This is a genomic window from Pseudonocardia kongjuensis, from assembly GCF_039526905.1.
Lineage (GTDB): Bacteria > Actinomycetota > Actinomycetes > Mycobacteriales > Pseudonocardiaceae > Pseudonocardia > Pseudonocardia kongjuensis.
Genome location: NZ_BAAAJK010000001.1, coordinates 290,722 through 308,163 on the forward strand (window position 1 = coordinate 290,722; position 17,442 = coordinate 308,163).

Sequence of the window (17,442 nt, forward strand, 5' to 3'; positions counted from 1 at the left end):
CCTGCACCGACGGGCGTTTCACCTGGACCGGCGGCGGGCACGCCGGGATCATCGACGACGACAGCGTCAGCAGCACCATCCGCACCGGCCGGTCCCGGCCGGTGCGGATCGGGGAAGGACCAGCGTGAGCAGCCCACCGCCGTACCCGGGCCAGCCGGGGGACCCGCAGGACCCGGACCAGCAGGGCCGCCAGGCCCCGTATCCCGGGCAGCCCGGCAACGAGCAGCCCTACGGCGGCCAGCAGCCCGGGTACGGCCAGCAGCCCGGCTACGGTGAACAGCCCTACGGCGGGCAGCAGCCCGGGTACGGCCAGCAGCCCGGCTACGGTGAACAGCCCTACGGCGGGCAGCAGCCCGGGTACGGCCAGCAGCCGGGCTACGGCCAGCAGCCGGGCTACGGCGAGCAGCCCTACGGCGGCTACCCGCAGCGGCCCGACCAGTTCCCGGGCGGCCAGCCCGGCTACGGCGGACCGGGCGGAGCGCCGCCGCGCAACGGCGTCGGGATCGCCGCGCTGGTACTCGGCATCCTCGGGATCCTGACGTTCTGGCTGCTGATCGGCGGCCTGTTCGGCCTGGTCGCGATCGCGCTCGGGATCATCGGCATCGTCCGGGTCCGCAAGCGGATCGCGACCAACCAGGGCGTGGCGATCACCGGTCTGGTGCTGGGCGTGCTGTCCGTGCTCGCGGCGGTGGCGGCCGCGGTCTTCGCGATCGGGCTGTTCACCACGATCGGCGGGGCCGATCTCTACGAGTGCGTCGAGCAGGCGGGCGGCGACCAGGCGGCGATCCAGCAGTGCCAGCAGGACTGGCAGGACCGGCTGGAGGAGCAGGTCGGCACGCCGGACGCGAACTGAGCGCCGGGGCCCGGTGCCGGTCCGGCCGCGCGGACCGGCGGGAGATGATGTCGGCGTGACCGACGACGAGCACTCCCGCATCGAACGCGCGCTGGTGATCGCCGCGCATCCCGACGACATCGACTTCTCCTGCGCGGGCACGGTCGCGGTCTGGACCGACGCCGGGGTGGCGGTGACCTACTGCCTGGTCACCGACGGCGACGCCGGCGGCTTCGACCCGGCCGTGCCGCGCTCGGAGATCGGCGGCATCCGGCAGGCCGAGCAGCGGGCCGCGGCGGCCGTCGCCGGGGTCGAGGACCTGATCTTCCTGGGCCACCCGGACGGACGGCTGACGGTCACCCTGGAGCTGCGCCGCGATCTCGCCAGGGTGATCCGGCAGGTGCGCCCGGACCGGGTCGTCGTGCCGTCGCCGGTGCGCGACCTGGACAGCATGTACGGCAGCCATCCCGACCACACCGCCACCGGCGAGGCGGCGCTGTGCGCGGTCTACCCGGACGCGCGCAACCCGTGGGCGCATCCCGAGCTCGCCGAGGCCGGGTTCGCCGCGCACACCGTCGCCGAGGTCTGGGTGACCGGCGGCGCGCCGGGTGCCCCGGACACCGCCCGGCACGTCGACATCACCGGCACGTTCGACCGCAAGATCGCCGCGCTGCGGGCGCACCGCAGCCAGACCGCGCACATGACGGACCTGGACGGGCTGATCCGGGACTGGGCGCGGTCCCGGGCGAAGCTGGCCGGGCTGCCGGACGGGCGGCTCGCCGAGTCGTTCCGGGCGCTCGACACCCGCTGACCGGGTGCCGGCGCACGGCCGGACGGGCCCGCCGCGGCCCGGTCAGGACGGCCGTTCACCGGCGAGCGCGACCGCGTCGGCCACGCGCAGCGCCCGCGGTTCGCGCACCCGCACCTCCAGCTGCCCGGCGAACGGCGCACCGCAGCGGTCCAGCAGCCGGGCCACCGACGGCCGGACGTGGTCGAGCCGCAGCCGGAGGGTGACCGGCAGCGCGTCGGCGGCGTGGATGACGCTGACCGCGGCGGCGACGTCGCAGAACCGGAGCGACGCGAGATCGGCGACCACGGTGTCGGTGTCGGTGTCGCCGTGCGCGACCCGCTCCAGGAACCGCTCGACGGCCCGGCGGACCTGCGGCCGGTTGCCGTGGTCGACCTGGCCGGCGAGCCGGATGTGCGCCGGGCCGGTCCGGGTGATCCGGAGCAGGCTGTCGTCGTAGAGCGGGGAGCTCTGCTCCTCGTCCCGGTGCAGGGTGCGCATCACGTCGATGACGTCGTCCGGGTAGCGGAGGTGGTCGTAGACGCACAGGGCGTGCACCGGGCGCCCGCGGACCGCCCGGGCGAGGGTCCGGTCGTACTCCTCGAGCAGGTGCCCGCCGGGGCGGGTCAGGCCGTGGTTCATCTGCCCGGTGAACCGCAGCCCGGCCCAGCCGTCGTCCACTGCGGAGCGGACGGTGTGCTCGAGCAGCCCGTCCAGCTCGTCGAGCGGGGCGAGCAGCGCGGCGCGGGTGAACTCGCCGGGCACCAGCTGGAACTGGCCGGTGCGCAGCGGCCCGGTGACGTCGATGCCGTCGTCGTCGAGCCGGGCGAGCACCGCGTCGGCGGTGTCGTCGTCGAAGTAGGCGACCCGCTCCCCCGCGGCCAGGCCGCCGGCCAGGAAGGCGGCGACCGACTCGCAGAGCTGCTCGTCGCCGACCGGGACGGTGAGCACGTGGGTCGACGGATCGGGACCGGTCACCCGGTCGCCCCACACGTCACCGGTGCCGGTGGGCTCACTGGCTGCACGCGGACCCCCGTTCGGGTGGGCGTCACTCCACCCGTCGTGACGTATCGGACACGATATGTGTCCGGACGGCGGCAGGCGAGCCGGGCCCGGCGACCCTTTGCCCCCAGTCGCGCCGAGGAGTAGAGTTAGCCGGACCGAACTCGGGTGTTCGGGACGCGCTCATCGCGCGTCGATCTGGAGGTGGTCACCATGTTCCGAGCCGCCCCGGCACCGCGCCCGGTCGCACTCCGGCCGCTCGTCCTGGCCGGCCTGCTCATGGTGCTGCTCTCCGCCGCGACGATCGTCTCGGTGTCCGTCGCGCCGACCGCGGTGACCCTCCTGCTGGCCGCCGCCGCGCTGTCGGTCCGCCCGCTGGTCGTCCTGCACCACCGCCGCTCGATCGCCGCCGAGCGGTCCACCGCCGCGCGGAGCTGATCCCGGACGGTCCGGGCAGCCCGCGCGGCCCGGCTCAGCGGTCCTCCGCGCAGACCAGCCCGAACAGCGCCCCGGACGACCCGTTGGCGCAGCCCGCCTCCGCGGGCACCGGCTGCTGCCCGGACGCGGGATCGGCCGGGCTCATCGTCAGCAGCAGCGCGGCGCCCGCCACGAGCACGAACAGCAGCAGCGCGGCCAGCCCGAGGGTGCCCCCACCTCCGTCGGTGTCCCTGTCCCTGTCGCCGTCGCCGTCCCCGTCGTCACGCTCGCGCACCGCGCATCCCCCTCGCCCCCCGGAGCGTCCCATGCTCCCATGGGGAGCACTCCCCTGGGGAGTATGAAATGGTCCGGGCATGGTTCGAGGCCGATCGACGACCACGACGTCGTTCGCGATGCTGGGGATGCTCGCCGTGCAGCCGTGGAGCAGCTACGAGCTGACCACCCAGATCCGGCGCAGCCTGTCCCGGTTCTGGCCGCGGGCGGCCAGCAAGCTCTACGAGGAGCCGCGCAAGCTGGTCGAGCTCGGCCTGGCGACCGCCGAGACCCGGCTGCACGGCCGCAGGCGGCGCACCGTCTACACGATCACGCCGGAGGGCAGGCGGGTGCTGGCCCGCTGGCTGGCCGAGCCGGCCGCGCCGCCGGTGCTGGAGTCCGAGCAGCTGCTCAAGGTGTTCCTGGCCGATCACGGATCGCGCGCCGACCTGCTCGCCACCATCGCCTCGACCCGGGCCTGGGCCCGGGAGATGGCCGAGTTCGACGGCGGGATCGCCGAGGGCTACCTCGGCGACGAGCCGCCGTTCCCGCAGCGTGCGGCGCTGAACACGCTGGTCGGGCGGTACCTGTCGGACATCTCCGAGGCCACCGAGCGATGGGCCGACTGGGCGACGTCGGTGGTGGAGTCGTGGCCGGAGGACATGGCCGTCGCCGGGCCGGACCGGGAGGCGCTGCGGGTGGTCGCCGAGCGCGCCCGCCGCTGATCCCGGGCCGGCTCAGTCCCCGTCCACCAGCCGCCACACCCGGTCCCGGGAGAACGGCTGGTGGTAGGGCCGGACCCCGACGGCGCGCCGGATCGCGTTGCCGATCGCCGGCGCCACCGGGTTGTACGGGGCCTCGCTCATCGACTTCGCGCCGAACGGGCCGAGCGCGTCCGAGGTCGCCGCGAAGTGCACCTCCACCGGCGGCACGTCGGCCATCTGCGGCACCCGGTAGGTGCGGAACGCGGCGTTGAGCACCTCCCCGGACTCCCCGACGTGGACCTCCTCCAGCAGCGCGCTGCCGGTGCCCATCGCGACACCGCCCTCGATCTGGCCGCGCAGCTGCTCCGGGTTCAGCACGGTGCCCGCGTCGGCGGCGTGCACCGCGCGCAGCACCCGCACCTCGCCGGTGCCGACGTCCACCGCGACCCGCACGCCGTGCACGTTCGCGGTGATCGCCCGCTCCTCCCCCGGTTCGCTGCCCTCGCAGGTCAGCCCGTCCGGCAGGCCGGCGAGCAGCTCGGCGAAGGTGCGGTCGCCGTCCGGGGTGCGGACGCCGTCGGCGTGCAGCTCGGCGCCCGGCCCGGCCAGCGCGAGCAGCCGGTCGCGCAGCGCGAGCGCCGCCCGGTACAGCGCCTTGCCGGCCACCGTCGTCCCGGCCGAGGCGAACGCGCCGGTGTCGTAGCCGCAGGCGTCGGTGTCGCCGTGGTGCAGCACGATCCGGTCCGGGACCGTGCGCAGCACGGTCGCGACGATCTGCCGGTGTGTGGTGGTGGTGCCGTTGCCGAACTCGACGGTCCCGACGCCGAGCCGGTAGCGGCCGTCGGGCAGCGCGGTGACGGTGGCGGTGGCGGCGTGCCCGAACGGCGCCATCGTCGTCATCATGCTCAGCGCCATGCCCTCGCCGACCCGCCAGCGCGGCCCCGGTGGCGGGGGCGGGCCGGGATCGCGGGCCAGCGCGTCGCGCACCAGGTCCAGGCACTGGTCCATGCCGTAGCTGGTCCAGTGCAGGTCGTGCTCGGGCTCCGGGTGGTGTGCGACGTGCAGCGGGTCGCCGGGCCGGACCATGTTGATCCGGCGCAGCTCGTAGGGATCGACGCCGAGTACGAGCGCGAGCTCGTCCATGGCGGACTCGACGCCGAGCACGACCTGCCCGAGCCCGTACCCGCGGAACGCGCCGCTGGGCACGTTGTGGGTGTAGACGACCTCGGCGTCGAGGTGCTTGACCGGGCAGTTGTAGACGCTGACCGACTCGGCGACGGCGTGGAACAGCACCCCGCGGGAGTGGTTGCCGTAGGCGCCGGTGTCGGACAGCACGTCGAGCTTCATCGCGGTGAGCCGGCCGTCGGCGCCGGCGCCGAGGGTGACGCCGACCCGCATCGGGTGCCGCAGCGCGGTCCGGGTGAACTCGTCGGCCCGGGTGAACTCGTGCACGACGGTCCGCCCGGTGCGCAGCACCGCGAGCCCGACCAGGTCCTCGGCGAACATCTCCTGCTTGCCGCCGAAGCCGCCGCCGAGCCGCGCGGTGCGCACCCGCACCCGGCCGGGATCGAGGCCGAGCACCCGGGCGAGCTCGTCGCGGGTGAGGAACGGGACCTGGGTGCCGGAGCGGATGTCCAGCCGGCCGTCGTCGTCCAACCGGCCGATCGCGCCGTGGCACTCCAGCTGGGCGTGCGCGACGCGGGAGGTGCGCCAGGTGCCGGAGACCGTGACGTGCGAGGCGGCCAGCGCCGCGTCGACGTCGCCGCCGTGCCCGCCGTGCAGGGCCAGCACCACGTTGCGGGACGCGTCGTCGACCCGGTCGGCCGGGGTGCGGTCCGGGTGCACCAGCGGCGCGCCGGGGGCCCGGGCGGCCTCCGGGTCGAGGACGGCGGGCAGCACCTGGTAGTCGACCTCGATCAGCCGGCAGGCCGCCTCGGCCTGCGCCGGGGTCCCGGCGACGACGGCGGCGACCCGCTGGCCGACGTGCCGCACGACGTCGTCGAGCATCCGGGTGTCGTCCGGGTCGTCGGTGCGGTGCTCGTGCCGGGCGGTGGAGTAGCGGACGTCCGGCACGTCCCGGTGGGTGAGGACGAGTGCCACCCCGGGTGCCGCGAGCGCGGCGGCGGTGTCGATCGACCGGATCCGGGCGTGCGCGTGCGGGGAGGTGAGCACCCGCAGGTGCAGCGCCCCGGTCAGGTCGGTGTCGAAGGTGAACGGCTCGGCCCCGGTGACGATCCGCCCGGCGGCCGGTGCGGGCGCCGGCTCGCCGACCCAGCCGGTGCCGGCCGCGACAGGCCCGGCCGGCCCGGCGCAGGCCGGCCCGGTCCCGGCGGCCGCCCGGACGCCGGCCTCGATCGACTCGCGCACCGAGCGGTAGCCGGTGCACCGGCACAGGTTGCCCTTCATCCGGCGGGGCAGGTCGTCGAGATCGTCCGGGGTCAGCGCGGCGGCGGTGACGATCTGCCCGGCCGTGCAGAACCCGCACTGGAACCCGGCGTGCTCGACGAACGCGCGCTGCACCGGGTGCAGCACGTCGCCGTCGGCGAGCCCGGCGACGGTGGTGATCCGGGCGCCGTCCAGCCGCTGCGCGGGGATCAGGCAGGAGTGCACCGGGCGGTCGTCGAGCAGCACCGTGCAGGCACCGCAGTCGCCTGCGTCGCAGCCCTTCCGGACCTCCAGGTGGCCGTGCTCGCGCAGGAAGGTGCGGGTGCACTGGCCGGGCCGCGGCTCGCCCTCCAGCTCACGGTCGTTGATCCGGACCTTCATGCGGCGAGCTCGTCGTGGATCTCGGTGAGCAGCAGCGCGCTCACCTGCCGCCGCCAGTCGGCGCTGCCCAGCGGATCGGTGTAGTAGCCGGGCGCGGCGAGCACGTCGGCGCGCAGCCGGTCGGGCCCGGGCGGTCCGGGGTAGCGCAGCACGGTGGGCGCCGCGGTCGCCGCGGTCACCGTGAACACCGCGGCGCCGCCGTCGGCCTCGGTGTCGATCCGCCCGGTGAGCACCGCCCCGGAGCGGCCGAGATCGGCCAGCGCGATCTTCCGGAACGCGGTGCGGGCGCGCAGCGCGGGCCCGGGCAGCTCCAGCGCGCGCAGCACCTCGCCGGGGCGCAGCGCGTTCGTCCCGTTCCCGGTGACCAGCCGGGCCACCGGGATGCGGTACCGGCCGCCGTCCGGGGTCCACACCAGCGCCGTCCCGTCCAGCGCCGCGCACAGCGCGACCATCCCGGCGGCGGCGAAGGAGCGGCACACGTTCCCGCCGACGGTCGCGGTGTGCCAGATCTTCCAGGACGCGAGCAGCGCGTGCGCGCACTGCGCGAACAGCGGCCGCCCGGTCCGCTCGCCGAACTCCGCGAGATCGGCGATCGGGCAGGTCGCGGCGATCTCCAGGCCGCCGCCGGGGGTGCCGGTGATCGGCTCCCAGCCCATCGTCGTGAGATCGACCAGGCCGGTGACGTCCGGCTGCGGCTCGGAGAACAGCCAGGTGCCGCCGCCGAGCAGCCGCTCCCCCGGTGCCAGTGCCAGGTCGGCGCGCCGGCGCGCCCGGCGGAAGGTGCCGACGGTCTCGAGGTCCACCGGTCTCACCCTGCCTTCGCGACGAGATCGCGGTGCACCTCGGCGCAGCGGGCGGCGACCTCGTCGGTGTCGACGGTGCACATCCGCCCGTCCTCGACGACCGGGCGCCCGTCGACCAGCAGCAGCCGCAGCGGCGGCGGCGCGCCCAGGACGAGCGCGGCGACCGGATCGGCGACGTCGCCGTGGCCGAGCCCGTCGATCCGCCACAGCGCCAGATCGGCGAGCTTGCCCGGCTCGATCGACCCGATCTCGGCGTCCCGGCCGAGCACCCGGGCGCCGCCGAGGGTGCCCAGCCGGAGCGCCTCGCGGACGCCGAGCGCGCGCGGCCCGCCGACCGCGCGGGCGAACAGCACGGCGTGCTTGACCTCCTCGACCAGGCTGGTGCCCTCGTTGGAGGCGGCGCCGTCCACGCCGAGCCCGACCACGGCGCCGGCGTCGACGAGATCGCGCACCCGGGCGATCCCGGCGCCGAGCCGGCCGTTGGAGGTGGGGCAGTGCGCGATCCCGGTGCCGGTCGAGCCGATCGTCGCGACGGCGTCGTCGTCGAGGTGCACGGTGTGCGCGAACCAGACGTCCGGCCCGGTCCAGCCGAGGTCCGCGGCGTAGCGGGTCGGCGTGCAGCCGAACCGCTCGCGGCAGAAGTCCTCCTCGTCGGCGGTCTCGGCGAGGTGGGTGTGCAGCCGCACCCCGAGCTCCCGGGCCAGCCCGGCGGAGTCCCGCATGAGCTCGCCGGTGACCGAGAACGGCGAGCACGGGGCGAGCGCGATCCGGACCATCGCGTCCGGCGCCGGATCGTGCCAGTCCGCGACGGCCTTCGCGGACGCGGTGAGCACCGCGTCGTGGTCCTCGACGACCTCGTCCGGTGGCAGCCCGCCCGCGCTGCGGCCCAGGTTCATCGAGCCGCGGGTCGGGTGGAACCGCAGGCCCACCCGGGCCGCGGCCCGGATCTCGGCGCCGAGCAGGTCTCCACCCGCCCGCGGGAAGACGTAGTGGTGGTCGGTGGAGGTGGTGGCACCGGACAGCGCGAGGGTGGCGAGCGCGCCGGTCGCGCCGGTGTGCACGGCGTCCTCGTCGATCCCGGCCCACACCGGGTAGAGCGTGGTGAGCCACTCGAACAGGGTCGCGTCGACGGCCAGCCCGCGGGTGACCCACTGGTACAGGTGATGGTGGGTGTTGACCAGGCCCGGGGTGAGCAGGCAGCCGGCGGCGTCGATCCGGCGGTGCGGGCCGTCCTCGCGGGGCGCCGGGCCGGGCCCGACCGACGTGATCCGGTTCCCCTCGACGACGACGTGCCCGCCCGGGTGCTCCTGCCCGCTGACGGTGACGACATGGGCGCCGTCGATCACGATCCGATCCATGCCGCCCAGCGAACCCCGCCGGGATCACGGCGGGAAGGCGACGCCGTGACGAATCGCCGTCACACCCGGGTGAACGGGTTGTAGGTTCCTCCAATGCTGCTCGCAGAGCTGGTCGCCCACCGGGAGCTGCGGCTCCGCGTGCTGCACGAGGGCGACGGCCTGGACCGCCCGGTGCGCTGGACCTACACCACCGACCTGCCGGACCCGTCGCGCTATCTGGGCGGCGGCGAGCTCGTGCTGTCCGGGCTGGTGTGGCGGCGCGGCCCGGCGGACAGCGAGCGGTTCGTCGGCGCGGTCGCCCGCTCCGGCGCGGTGGCGCTCGCCGCGGGCGAGGCGGTGTTCGGCGAGATCCCGGCCGACGTCGTGGACGCCTGCCTGCGGCACGGGCTGACGCTGCTCGCCGTCCCGGTGGACGTGTCGTTCGGGACGCTCACCGAGACCGTCGTCGGCGCGCTGTCGGCGGCCCGCGGGGACCGGCTGGCGAACACCCTGGGCCGGCAGCGTCGGCTGCTCGCCGCCTTCGCCGACGGCGCCACGCTCACCGACCTGGCGGCGACGGTGTCCGCCGGGACCGGTCTGACCTGCCGGGTGCTGACGGCGGGCGGACTGCTCGTGGCCGGCCCGGCCCCCGGCGACGCCGAACGGGACGCCGTCGTCACCGCTTTCCTGACCGCCGGACGGCTGCCGGTGACCGCCGGCGGGCATCTGGTCGTGCCCGCGTCCCCCGGCTCGGCACGGGCGACCGGGCGGCTGGTGGCGGCCCGGCTGCCGGACGGGTGCGAGCCGGACACCGGCACCGTGGACGCGATCGGCGAGCTCGCCGCGATCGCCGCGCTGGACCGCTCCCGGGAACGGGAGGGCACCGCGGTGACCCGGCCGATCGCCGACGACGCGCTCGCCCGGGTCGCGGCCGGTGCCGGCGACCGGCCGGAGACCCTGGTGCGGCTGCGCCAGGCCGGGATGGAGCCGGACGGGACGGTGGTCGTGCTCGTGCTGCGCGCCGACGGGCCGCCCGATCCGGCCGGGACGGCGCACGCCCTGCTGACCGACGCCCTGGTCGGGGCGGGCCCGGCGGCGGTCGGGGTACACGACGGCGCGGCGGTCGCGGTGCTGGCGGTCCCGGGCGACCGCGACGGCGGCGCCCGGACCGGCCCGGGTCCGGGGGCCGCGGCCGGCACCGGCGCCACGGGTGCCGTGGGTGTCTCCGGTGCCGTGGGTGTCTCCGGTGCAGTGGGTGACGTCGGTGCCGACGGGCCGGTCACCGGGGTGCTGGCCGCGCTGCACCGGCTCGGGCCCGGACTGGGCGGATGGCGGCTGCACGGCGGCGTCTCCCGCCCGGCGTCGGCGGAGGCACTGTCCGGGGCGTTCGCCGAGGCCGTGCACGCGGCCGGGCCTGCCGCGAACCGCCCGGGCCCGGTGACGGTGCTCCGGTCCGCCGAGGTGACCTCGCACGTGCTGCTGCTGGCCGGGGTCCCCGACGACGTGCGGCGCGGGTTCGCCGACCGGGTGCTCGGCCCGGTGCACGAGCACGACGCCCGGTCCGGGTCCCGGCTGGCCGAGACCCTCGGCGTGTTCCTCGACGAGTCCGGATCGTGGAGCCGGACCGCGGCCCGGCTGCACCTGCACGTCAACACCGTCCGGTACCGGATCGGCCGGGTCGGGGAGCTCACCGGCCGCGATCTTTCCCGGTTCGCCGACCGCGTCGACCTCTACCTCGCCCTGCGGAGCGGGTGACAGGCCGTGCCCCCGGCCGCGGCGCCCGCACCGGCGGCGCGACCGGGACCGGCTCGGGCACCGACGGCGGCCGCCGGTCCAGCATCCGGCCCAGCACGACCTGCTGGACGAGGGTCGCCACGCCACCGGTCGTCCAGTACAGCAGCAGCGCGACCGGCACCGGGAACAGCAGCCCTCCGGCCAGCACCGCGGCCGGGGCGACCCAGGGCAGCACGGCCGTCACCCGCGCCACCCCGGCGGGCTGCCCGGTGACCTCGGCCCGGGCGAACCGCATGCTCAGGTGGGTGGCCAGCGCCGCGAGCACCGCCAGCGGCACGACGACGGCGGCCACCGCACCCGGGGTGACCACCGTCCCGCCGAACGACGCGAGCTGCTCGGCCGGCATCGCCGTCCAGGCCGACAGCGGCGCGCCGAACAGCCGCGCCTGCAGGAACGACGCGACCTGGTCGGGATCGAACGCGTAGTTGGCGATCATCGCGTTCTGCTCGAAGCTCAGGCCGGGCCGGTTGAACGAGCGCAGCACGTGCAGCAGCGCCACGAACACCGGGATCTGCAGCAGCGCGGTGCCCAGCCCGGCGACCGGGGACGAGCCGTGCCTGCGGTGCAGGTCGGTGGTCGCCGCGGCCAGTGCGCGCGGGTCGCTGCGGTGCCGCTCGCGCAGCGCGCTCAGCTGCGGGGCGAGGGCGCGGGTGATCCGGGCCGCCCGCATCCGGGTCCAGGCCGGGCGCAGCAGCAGCGCCCGGACGGTGAGCACCAGGAACACCACCGACAGCGCCCAGGCGACGCCGGAGGTGGGTCCGAGGAGGGCGGCGAACAGGTCGTGCCACAGCCGCATGACCAGGGACACGGGGTAGTACAGGACGTCGAGCATCGACGGGCTCCAGGGGTCGTCCGGACCGGGGCGGGCGGACGCCGGAGCAGGCGCGGCGGTGGAGCGGGGCCTCAGCCGCCGGCGGGCTCCGGCCGGAGCGCACCGGGGGCCCTGGAGCGGGGGCGGCCGTCGGCGTCCGGATCGCGCTGGCGGAGCACGCCGGCCCGGTGCGCGACCCGGCCGGCCTCGCGGGCCGGGGTCGTGGCGGCGCTGAGCACGGCCCGGACCGTGCCGGGATGGCCGCGCCCGGCCCAGGCCAGCACGACCAGCGCGACGACGGCGCCGAACAGCCCGGCGTCGCCGTCCGGCGGGAACAGCACCGGGGCCAGGACCGCGGCGAGCAGGAGCAGCGACGCGAGCAGGGCTGCGCCGCGGTACGGCCGCCGTGCTCCACCGGTCACCGTCGTCACGGTACCCGCGGGCACCGGTATCCGGTGGTCGGCGCGTCACCCACCGGCGGCGTCATCGTTCGCAACCCGGTGGAAACCGGGCGGAAACCCGGCTCCGGAGAGAATGCGGCCATGCACCTCAGCCCTCAGGAGCGGGACAAGCTGCTCGTCCACGTGGCGGCCGACGTCGCGCGCCGCCGTCGTGACCGGGGGCTACGGCTCAACCACCCGGAGGCGGTCGCCCTGATCACCGAGCACGTCCTGGAGGGTGCCCGCGACGGGCGGCCCGTGCACGAGCTGATGTCCAGCGGGCGCGAGGTGCTGGCCCGCGCCGACGTGCTCGACGGCGTCCCCGAGATGCTGGACTCGGTGCAGGTCGAGGCGACCTTCCCGGACGGCACCAAGCTGGTCACCGTGCACGGGCCGATCGCATGAGCGGCGGGACGGGCGCCGGCGGGCCCGGCGAGATCCTGCTCGGCGACGGACCGGTCGAGCTCAACCCCGGCCGGGAGCGGACCACGCTGGTCGTCGTCAACGCCGCCGACCGGCCGGTCCAGGTCGGCTCGCACTACCATTTCGCCGCCGCCAACCCGGGCCTGGAGTTCGACCGGGACGCCGCCTGGGGGCTGCGGCTGGACATCCCGGCCGGGACGTCGGTCCGGTTCGAGCCCGGCGTGGAACGGGAGGTGACGCTGGTGCCGCTGCAGGGCGCCCGCCGCGTCCCCGGCCTGCGCCCGGAACGGTCCGGCGCGCTCGACGAGCGGCGGTACGACCGGTGACCGGCATCGACCGCGCCCGCTACGCCGACCTCTACGGCCCCACCACCGGCGACCGCATCCGGCTCGCCGACACCAACCTGCTGATCGAGGTCACCGAGGACCGCAGCCGCGGCCCGGCGTCCGGCGACGAGGTGATGTTCGGCGGCGGGAAGGTCATCCGCGAGTCCATGGGGCAGGCCGCGGTGACCGCGGCGCAGTGCCCCGACCTGGTGATCACCGGCGCGGTGATCCTGGACCACTGGGGCGTGGTGAAGGCCGACGTCGGGGTGTCCGACGGCCGGATCGTCGGGATCGGCAAGGCCGGCAACCCGGACACGATGGACGGCGTCGATCCGGCGCTGGTGATCGGCCCGGGCACCGAGATCCTCTCCGGCAACGGCAAGATCCTCACCGCCGGCGGGATCGACGCGCACGTGCACTTCATCTGCCCGCAGCTGGTCGAGACCGCGCTCGCGTCCGGGGTGACCACCCTGATGGGCGGCGGCACCGGCCCGGTCGACGGGTCGAAGGCCACCACCGTCACCCCGGGCCCGTGGAACATCGGCCGGATGCTCGCCGCGATGGACCACCAGCCGGTGAACGTGCTGCTCATGGGCAAGGGCAACACCACCTCCGCCGAGGCGCTGCACGAGCAGCTGCGGGCCGGGGCCGGCGGGTTCAAGCTGCACGAGGACTGGGGCACCACCCCGGCCGCGATCGACGCCTGCCTGCGGGTCTGCGAGGAGACCGGCGTGCAGGCCGCGATCCACACCGACACGCTCAACGAGGCGGGCTTCCTGCAGTCCACCCTGGACGCGATCGCCGGCCGCTCGATCAACGCCTTCCACACCGAGGGGGCCGGCGGCGGGCACGCGCCGGACATCATCGAGGTCGTCTCCACCGGCCACGTCCTGCCGTCGTCGACGAACCCGACCCGGCCGCACACCGTCAACACCCTCGACGAGCACCTCGACATGCTCATGGTCTGCCACCACCTGAACCCCTCGGTGCCCGAGGACCTGGCGTTCGCCGAGTCCCGGATCCGGCCGACCACGATCGCCGCCGAGGACGTCCTGCACGACCTGGGCGCCATCTCGATGATGTCGAGCGACTCGCAGGCGATGGGCCGGATCGGCGAGGTGATCATCCGGACCTGGCAGACCGCGCACGTGATGAAGGCCGCCCGCGGGCCGCTGCCCGGCGACTCCGAGCGCGCCGACAACGCCCGCGCGCAGCGCTACGTCGCCAAGTACACGATCAACCCGGCGCTGGCGCACGGCGCCGCCGAGCACGTCGGCTCGGTGGAGGTCGGCAAGCTCGCCGACCTGGTGCTGTGGGAGCCGAAGTTCTTCGGGGTGCGCCCGGCCGTGGTGCTCAAGGGCGGGTTCGCCGCGTGGGCCCAGATGGGCGACGCGAACGCCTCCATCCCGACGCCCGGCCCGGTCTACGGTCGGCCGATGTTCGGCTACGCGCACACCCCGGCCGCGCTCGGCTCGCTGACCTTCCTGGCGCCGTCCGCGCTCGCCGAGGGGACACCGGAGCGGCTCGGGCTGGCCACGCCGTGCGTGCCGGTCGCCGACACCCGGTCGGTGCGCAAGTCGTCGATGCTGCTCAACGACGCGACGCCGGCGGTGCGGGTCGATCCCGACTCGTTCCAGGTGACGATCGACGGCGCCGTCGTCGAGCCGGCGCCGGTCGACGAGCTGCCGATGGCGCAGCGGTACTTCCTGTTCTGATGACCGGGCTCGCCTCGCTGGTCCTCGCCGACGCCCGCTTCCCCGGCGGCGGGCACGTGCACTCCGGCGGCCTGGAGGAGGCCGTCTCCCGCGATCTGGTGTCCGACGTGGACACCCTCGCCGGGTTCCTGCGCGGCCGGTTGCGCACCGCGGGCCGGGTCGCCGCCTGCTTCGCCGCCGCCGCGGCCGACCGGGCCGCCCGGGCCGTCCCGGTCCCGGCGGCGGAGTCCGGCGACCGGTCGTTCGTGGCGACCGCCGACTGGGTCGTGCTGGACCGCGAGCTCGACGCGCGCACCCCGTCCGCCGCCCAGCGCGAGGCGTCCCGGACCCAGGGCAGGGCGGCGCTGCGGGCGGTCCGGACCGCCTGGCCGTCACCGGTGCTCGGCGCGCTGCTCGCCGCCGATCCGCGGCCGCACCATCCGCTGCTCGTCGGGGCGGTGATCGGCCGGTCCGGCGAGGACCCCGCGGCGGCCGCCCGCTGCACCGGCTACCTGGCCGTCTCCGGGCCCGCCTCGGCGGCGGTGCGGCTGCTCGGCCTGGACCCGTTCGCCGTCAACGCCGCGCTGGTCGCGCTCGGCGCCGAGCTCGACGCGATCGTGCTCGAGGCGGCCGCGCTCGCGCCCGGTCCGGTCGCCGACCTCCCGGCGCCCGGCGCGCCGGTGCTCGACCTGATGGCCGAGTCCCACGTCCGACACCACCGCGAGAGGGTGCGTCTCTTTGCCTCCTGAGGACAGCAGCACACAGACCGGTCACGGCCACGGCCACGGCCACCTGATCAGCTTCGACCCGACCGAGACCGACCACGACCACCACCTCCCCGCGCCGACCCCCGGCCGGGCGGTCCGGATCGGCATCGGCGGGCCGGTCGGATCCGGCAAGACGGCGCTGGTCGCGGCGCTGGCCCGCAGCCTCGCCGGGCGGGTGCGGCTGGCCGTCGTCACCAACGACATCTACACCACCGAGGACGCCGACTTCCTGCGCCGGGCCGGGGTGCTCGCCCCGGACCGGATCGAGGCCGTGCAGACCGGCTGCTGCCCGCACACCGCGATCCGCGACGACATCACCGCCAACCTGGACGCGATCGACCTGCTGGAGGACCGGTTCGGCGATCTGGACCTGGTGCTCGTCGAGTCCGGTGGGGACAACCTGACCGCGGTGTTCTCCCGCGGCCTGGTCGACCGGCAGATCTTCGTCGTCGACGTGGCGGGCGGCGACAAGGTGCCCCGCAAGGGCGGGCCGGGGGTCACCACCGCCGACCTGCTGGTGATCAACAAGACCGATCTGGCACCGCTGGTCGGCGCCGATCTCGACGTGATGCGCGGCGACGCGGCCCGGATCCGCGGCGAGCTCCCGGTGATCGCCCAGTCGCTGGTCGAGGACCCGGGCGCCGGCGACGTCGGGGCCTGGGTGCTGGAGCAGGTCGCCGCCGTCCGCGCGGTGGTGTGAGTGCGGGCCCGGGCGGCGCTGGCCGTGCAGCGGCGGGACGGCCGCAGCGTGGTGACGACGCTGCGGGCCCAGGCCCCGCTCGCACTGGTCCCGCGGCGCGGTGCGGCCGGCGCCGCCGGGCCCGGCGCGCAGGTGCACCTGGTCGGTTCGGCGGCCGGTCCGCTGGCCGGTGACCGGGTCGAGATCGACGTGACCGTGGGCCCCGGCGCCGAGCTGCTGCTGACCGGGATCGCCGCGGCGGTCGCGCTGCCGGGGACCGGCTCGCCGAGCCGGACGGTGCTGCGCTGCCGGATCGCCGACGGCGCCTCGCTGACCTACCTGCCGGAGCCGACCGTGGTGACCGGGCGCGCCGACCACCACACGGTGTTCGAGGCCGAGCTGGCCCCGACCGCGTCGCTGCGGGCCCGGGACGTGCTCGTCGCCGGGCGGACCGGGGAGCGGCCGGGCCGCTACCGCGGCACCGTCCGGATCGGCTGCGACGGCCGCCCGCTGCTGGTGCAGACCCAGGAGATCGGCGATCCGCTGCTCGACGGCTCCGCCGCGCACCTGGCCGGGCACCGGGTGCTCGGCACCGAGGTGGTGATCGGCACCGGCCCGGCACCGGAGCCGCTGGCCGGTGACGGCTGGAGCCTGTCCCCGCTCCCGGTGCGCGGCGCGCTCGCGACGGCCGTCGCGCACGACGCGGTGACCGCGCAGCGGCGGCTCGCCGAGGCACTCGCCGGCCTGGCCGGTCGGGCTCAGGCTGCTCAGGAGGGCGGATGCTCCCACATGGTGGTCCGGAACAGGTCCCAGAACCCGAGCCGGGTGTAGACCGGATGCCCGTCGTCGCTGGAGATCAGCAGGGTCGGCAGGTCGGGTGCGACGGCGCAGGCCGCGGCCGTCACCGCCGTGCCGTAGCCGCGGCGCCGGTGCCGCTGCGGCACCGCGACCCAGTCGATCTCGACGATGCCGTGCCGCACCGAGGCTCCCGCCGTCGCCACCGGCTCACCGCCGGCGTACCCGACGACCAGGTGCAGCAGGTCCCCGGTGAGCCGGGGATCGGCGATCGCCGATCCGCCGGTGGCGTCCAGGCCGTAGCCCTCGACCAGCACCCGGTCGAAGTCGGCCGGATCGGCGTCGGGCACGGTCCGGACCTCGATGCCGGGACGCACCGGCAGCGGCCCCGGCGGGCGCAGCATCAGTGGCGGGTGCCCGACCGGCACCAGGCCCCGGCCGCGCAGGTCGGGCAGCGCGAACACCGACAGCAGCACCCACCACCGGTCGGCCGGGAACAGCCCGGCCGCCGCGTCCAGCACCCGGTCCAGCCCGGCGGCGTCCGGCGGCCCGGTCAGCACGACGGCGTTGTCGTAGCCGTACGGCGAGCCCAGGTCGGCGAGCACGGCGCCGTCGACGCGCAGCGAACGCCCGCCCGTCCGGTCGGCCATCGCGATGATCCGGTCGGCGTAGGAGTGCACGAACCGCCGGGCCAGGGTGTCCCCGACCGGCAGCTCCGGCTCCCATCCGGTGGTGAGCTGCTCGTCCATGCCGGTGGATGGTCCTCCGGCCGCGGCGCTCGCGGCAGGGCCG

General features: G+C 76.0%; 19 protein-coding genes. 11 read left to right on the forward strand and 8 right to left on the reverse strand.

Annotation, left to right across the window (positions count from 1 at the left end; translation table 11 throughout):
- Window positions 1-124: 124 nt before the first annotated feature.
- Both ABD160_RS01360 and ABD160_RS01365 read left to right on the forward strand, forming a co-directional pair.
- Entirely contained in the window at window positions 125-853 is a 729-nt protein-coding gene (locus tag ABD160_RS01360; protein WP_344017674.1) for a DUF4190 domain-containing protein, read from the forward strand.
- Window positions 854-908: 55 nt separating this feature from the next.
- Window positions 909-1,643: a PIG-L deacetylase family protein gene (locus ABD160_RS01365; RefSeq protein ID WP_344017676.1), complete on the forward strand. Its 735-nt coding sequence runs from the start codon at window positions 909-911 to the stop codon at window positions 1,641-1,643.
- 42 nt (window positions 1,644-1,685) lie between these two features.
- Here ABD160_RS01365 and ABD160_RS01370 read toward each other — a convergent pair whose 3' ends face one another.
- The gene (locus tag ABD160_RS01370; RefSeq protein ID WP_344017677.1) at window positions 1,686-2,597 is read right to left on the reverse strand and encodes an MEDS domain-containing protein; all 912 of its coding nucleotides are present in this window, start codon (window positions 2,595-2,597) and stop codon (window positions 1,686-1,688) included.
- A 237-nt stretch (window positions 2,598-2,834) separates the two neighbouring features.
- Between ABD160_RS01370 and ABD160_RS01375 the strand changes: the two genes are divergently transcribed.
- Window positions 2,835-3,059, forward strand: a complete 225-nt coding sequence (locus ABD160_RS01375; RefSeq protein ID WP_344017678.1) for a hypothetical protein — start codon at window positions 2,835-2,837, stop codon at window positions 3,057-3,059.
- A 34-nt stretch (window positions 3,060-3,093) separates the two neighbouring features.
- On the opposite strand, the gene ABD160_RS01380 is transcribed toward ABD160_RS01375, so the two are convergent.
- The gene (locus tag ABD160_RS01380; RefSeq protein WP_344017679.1) at window positions 3,094-3,333 is read right to left on the reverse strand and encodes a hypothetical protein; all 240 of its coding nucleotides are present in this window, start codon (window positions 3,331-3,333) and stop codon (window positions 3,094-3,096) included.
- 79 nt (window positions 3,334-3,412) lie between these two features.
- Here ABD160_RS01380 and ABD160_RS01385 point away from each other — a divergent pair, with 79 nt between their 5' ends.
- Window positions 3,413-4,036, forward strand: a complete 624-nt coding sequence (locus ABD160_RS01385) for a PadR family transcriptional regulator (RefSeq protein ID WP_344017681.1) — start codon at window positions 3,413-3,415, stop codon at window positions 4,034-4,036.
- Between the two features lie 12 nt (window positions 4,037-4,048).
- On the opposite strand, the gene ABD160_RS01390 is transcribed toward ABD160_RS01385, so the two are convergent.
- Genes ABD160_RS01390 through ABD160_RS01400 form a run of 3 tightly spaced genes read right to left on the reverse strand, consistent with a single transcriptional unit; the run spans window position 4,049 to window position 8,942 of the window.
- A complete protein-coding gene (locus tag ABD160_RS01390; RefSeq protein WP_344017682.1) occupies window positions 4,049-6,781 on the reverse strand; it encodes a molybdopterin-dependent oxidoreductase in 2,733 nt (910 codons plus the stop codon).
- Complete coding sequence (locus tag ABD160_RS01395; protein WP_344017683.1) at window positions 6,778-7,584, reverse strand: FAD binding domain-containing protein; 807 nt, start codon at window positions 7,582-7,584, stop codon at window positions 6,778-6,780. Before ABD160_RS01395 ends, ABD160_RS01390 begins: the two co-directional genes overlap by 4 nt.
- A 5-nt stretch (window positions 7,585-7,589) precedes the next feature.
- Window positions 7,590-8,942 (reverse strand): 8-oxoguanine deaminase, encoded by a 1,353-nt coding sequence (locus ABD160_RS01400; RefSeq protein WP_344017684.1) that lies wholly within the window; start codon window positions 8,940-8,942, stop codon window positions 7,590-7,592.
- Window positions 8,943-9,035: 93 nt separating this feature from the next.
- Here ABD160_RS01400 and ABD160_RS01405 point away from each other — a divergent pair, with 93 nt between their 5' ends.
- Window positions 9,036-10,676, forward strand: coding sequence for a PucR family transcriptional regulator (locus ABD160_RS01405; protein WP_344017686.1), 1,641 nt, complete (start codon window positions 9,036-9,038; stop codon window positions 10,674-10,676).
- Here ABD160_RS01405 and yidC read toward each other — a convergent pair.
- Together yidC and ABD160_RS01415 are read right to left on the reverse strand one after the other, a co-directional pair.
- Window positions 10,609-11,547, reverse strand: coding sequence for a membrane protein insertase YidC (gene yidC, locus ABD160_RS01410; protein ID WP_344017687.1), 939 nt, complete (start codon window positions 11,545-11,547; stop codon window positions 10,609-10,611). The genes ABD160_RS01405 and yidC overlap by 68 nt on opposite strands.
- A gap of 71 nt (window positions 11,548-11,618) precedes the next feature.
- Window positions 11,619-11,948 (reverse strand): DUF6412 domain-containing protein, encoded by a 330-nt coding sequence (locus ABD160_RS01415; protein ID WP_344017688.1) that lies wholly within the window; start codon window positions 11,946-11,948, stop codon window positions 11,619-11,621.
- A gap of 120 nt (window positions 11,949-12,068) precedes the next feature.
- Between ABD160_RS01415 and ABD160_RS01420 the strand changes: the two genes are divergently transcribed.
- Genes ABD160_RS01420 through ABD160_RS01445 form a run of 6 tightly spaced genes read left to right on the forward strand, consistent with a single transcriptional unit; the run spans window position 12,069 to window position 16,686 of the window.
- Window positions 12,069-12,371: an urease subunit gamma gene (locus ABD160_RS01420; protein ID WP_344017690.1), complete on the forward strand. Its 303-nt coding sequence runs from the start codon at window positions 12,069-12,071 to the stop codon at window positions 12,369-12,371.
- On the forward strand, window positions 12,368-12,715 hold the full coding sequence (locus ABD160_RS01425) for an urease subunit beta (RefSeq protein WP_344017692.1): 348 nt from the start codon (window positions 12,368-12,370) through the stop codon (window positions 12,713-12,715). Before ABD160_RS01420 ends, ABD160_RS01425 begins: the two co-directional genes overlap by 4 nt.
- The gene (locus ABD160_RS01430; protein ID WP_344017693.1) at window positions 12,712-14,430 is read left to right on the forward strand and encodes an urease subunit alpha; all 1,719 of its coding nucleotides are present in this window, start codon (window positions 12,712-12,714) and stop codon (window positions 14,428-14,430) included. Before ABD160_RS01425 ends, ABD160_RS01430 begins: the two co-directional genes overlap by 4 nt.
- A complete protein-coding gene (locus tag ABD160_RS01435) occupies window positions 14,430-15,158 on the forward strand; it encodes an urease accessory protein UreF (protein WP_344017694.1) in 729 nt (242 codons plus the stop codon). Before ABD160_RS01430 ends, ABD160_RS01435 begins: the two co-directional genes overlap by 1 nt.
- Window positions 15,148-15,876: an urease accessory protein UreG gene (gene ureG / locus ABD160_RS01440; RefSeq protein WP_344017695.1), complete on the forward strand. Its 729-nt coding sequence runs from the start codon at window positions 15,148-15,150 to the stop codon at window positions 15,874-15,876. The genes ABD160_RS01435 and ureG overlap by 11 nt, the downstream gene beginning before the upstream one ends.
- The gene (locus tag ABD160_RS01445; RefSeq protein WP_344017697.1) at window positions 15,877-16,686 is read left to right on the forward strand and encodes an urease accessory protein UreD; all 810 of its coding nucleotides are present in this window, start codon (window positions 15,877-15,879) and stop codon (window positions 16,684-16,686) included.
- Here ABD160_RS01445 and ABD160_RS01450 read toward each other — a convergent pair.
- On the reverse strand, window positions 16,623-17,399 hold the full coding sequence (locus ABD160_RS01450; protein WP_344017698.1) for a GNAT family N-acetyltransferase: 777 nt from the start codon (window positions 17,397-17,399) through the stop codon (window positions 16,623-16,625). The genes ABD160_RS01445 and ABD160_RS01450 overlap by 64 nt on opposite strands.
- Window positions 17,400-17,442 lie beyond the last annotated feature (43 nt).

What these genes read in the sequence shown, in the direction of transcription:
- ABD160_RS01375 (WP_344017678.1), top strand. Translation starts at nt 2,835, where the DNA reads ATGTTCCGAGCCGCCCCGGCACCGCGCCCGGTCGCACTCCGGCCGCTC.
- ABD160_RS01405 (WP_344017686.1), top strand. Translation starts at nt 9,036, where the DNA reads ATGCTGCTCGCAGAGCTGGTCGCCCACCGGGAGCTGCGGCTCCGCGTG.
- ABD160_RS01425 (WP_344017692.1), top strand. Translation starts at nt 12,368, where the DNA reads ATGAGCGGCGGGACGGGCGCCGGCGGGCCCGGCGAGATCCTGCTCGGC.
- ABD160_RS01390 (WP_344017682.1), bottom strand. Translation starts at nt 6,781, where the DNA reads ATGAAGGTCCGGATCAACGACCGTGAGCTGGAGGGCGAGCCGCGGCCC.
- ABD160_RS01400 (WP_344017684.1), bottom strand. Translation starts at nt 8,942, where the DNA reads ATGGATCGGATCGTGATCGACGGCGCCCATGTCGTCACCGTCAGCGGG.
- ABD160_RS01450 (WP_344017698.1), bottom strand. Translation starts at nt 17,399, where the DNA reads ATGGACGAGCAGCTCACCACCGGATGGGAGCCGGAGCTGCCGGTCGGG.
- ABD160_RS01435 (WP_344017694.1), top strand. Translation starts at nt 14,430, where the DNA reads ATGACCGGGCTCGCCTCGCTGGTCCTCGCCGACGCCCGCTTCCCCGGC.
- yidC (WP_344017687.1), bottom strand. Translation starts at nt 11,547, where the DNA reads ATGCTCGACGTCCTGTACTACCCCGTGTCCCTGGTCATGCGGCTGTGG.
- ABD160_RS01385 (WP_344017681.1), top strand. Translation starts at nt 3,413, where the DNA reads ATGGTTCGAGGCCGATCGACGACCACGACGTCGTTCGCGATGCTGGGG.
- ABD160_RS01420 (WP_344017690.1), top strand. Translation starts at nt 12,069, where the DNA reads ATGCACCTCAGCCCTCAGGAGCGGGACAAGCTGCTCGTCCACGTGGCG.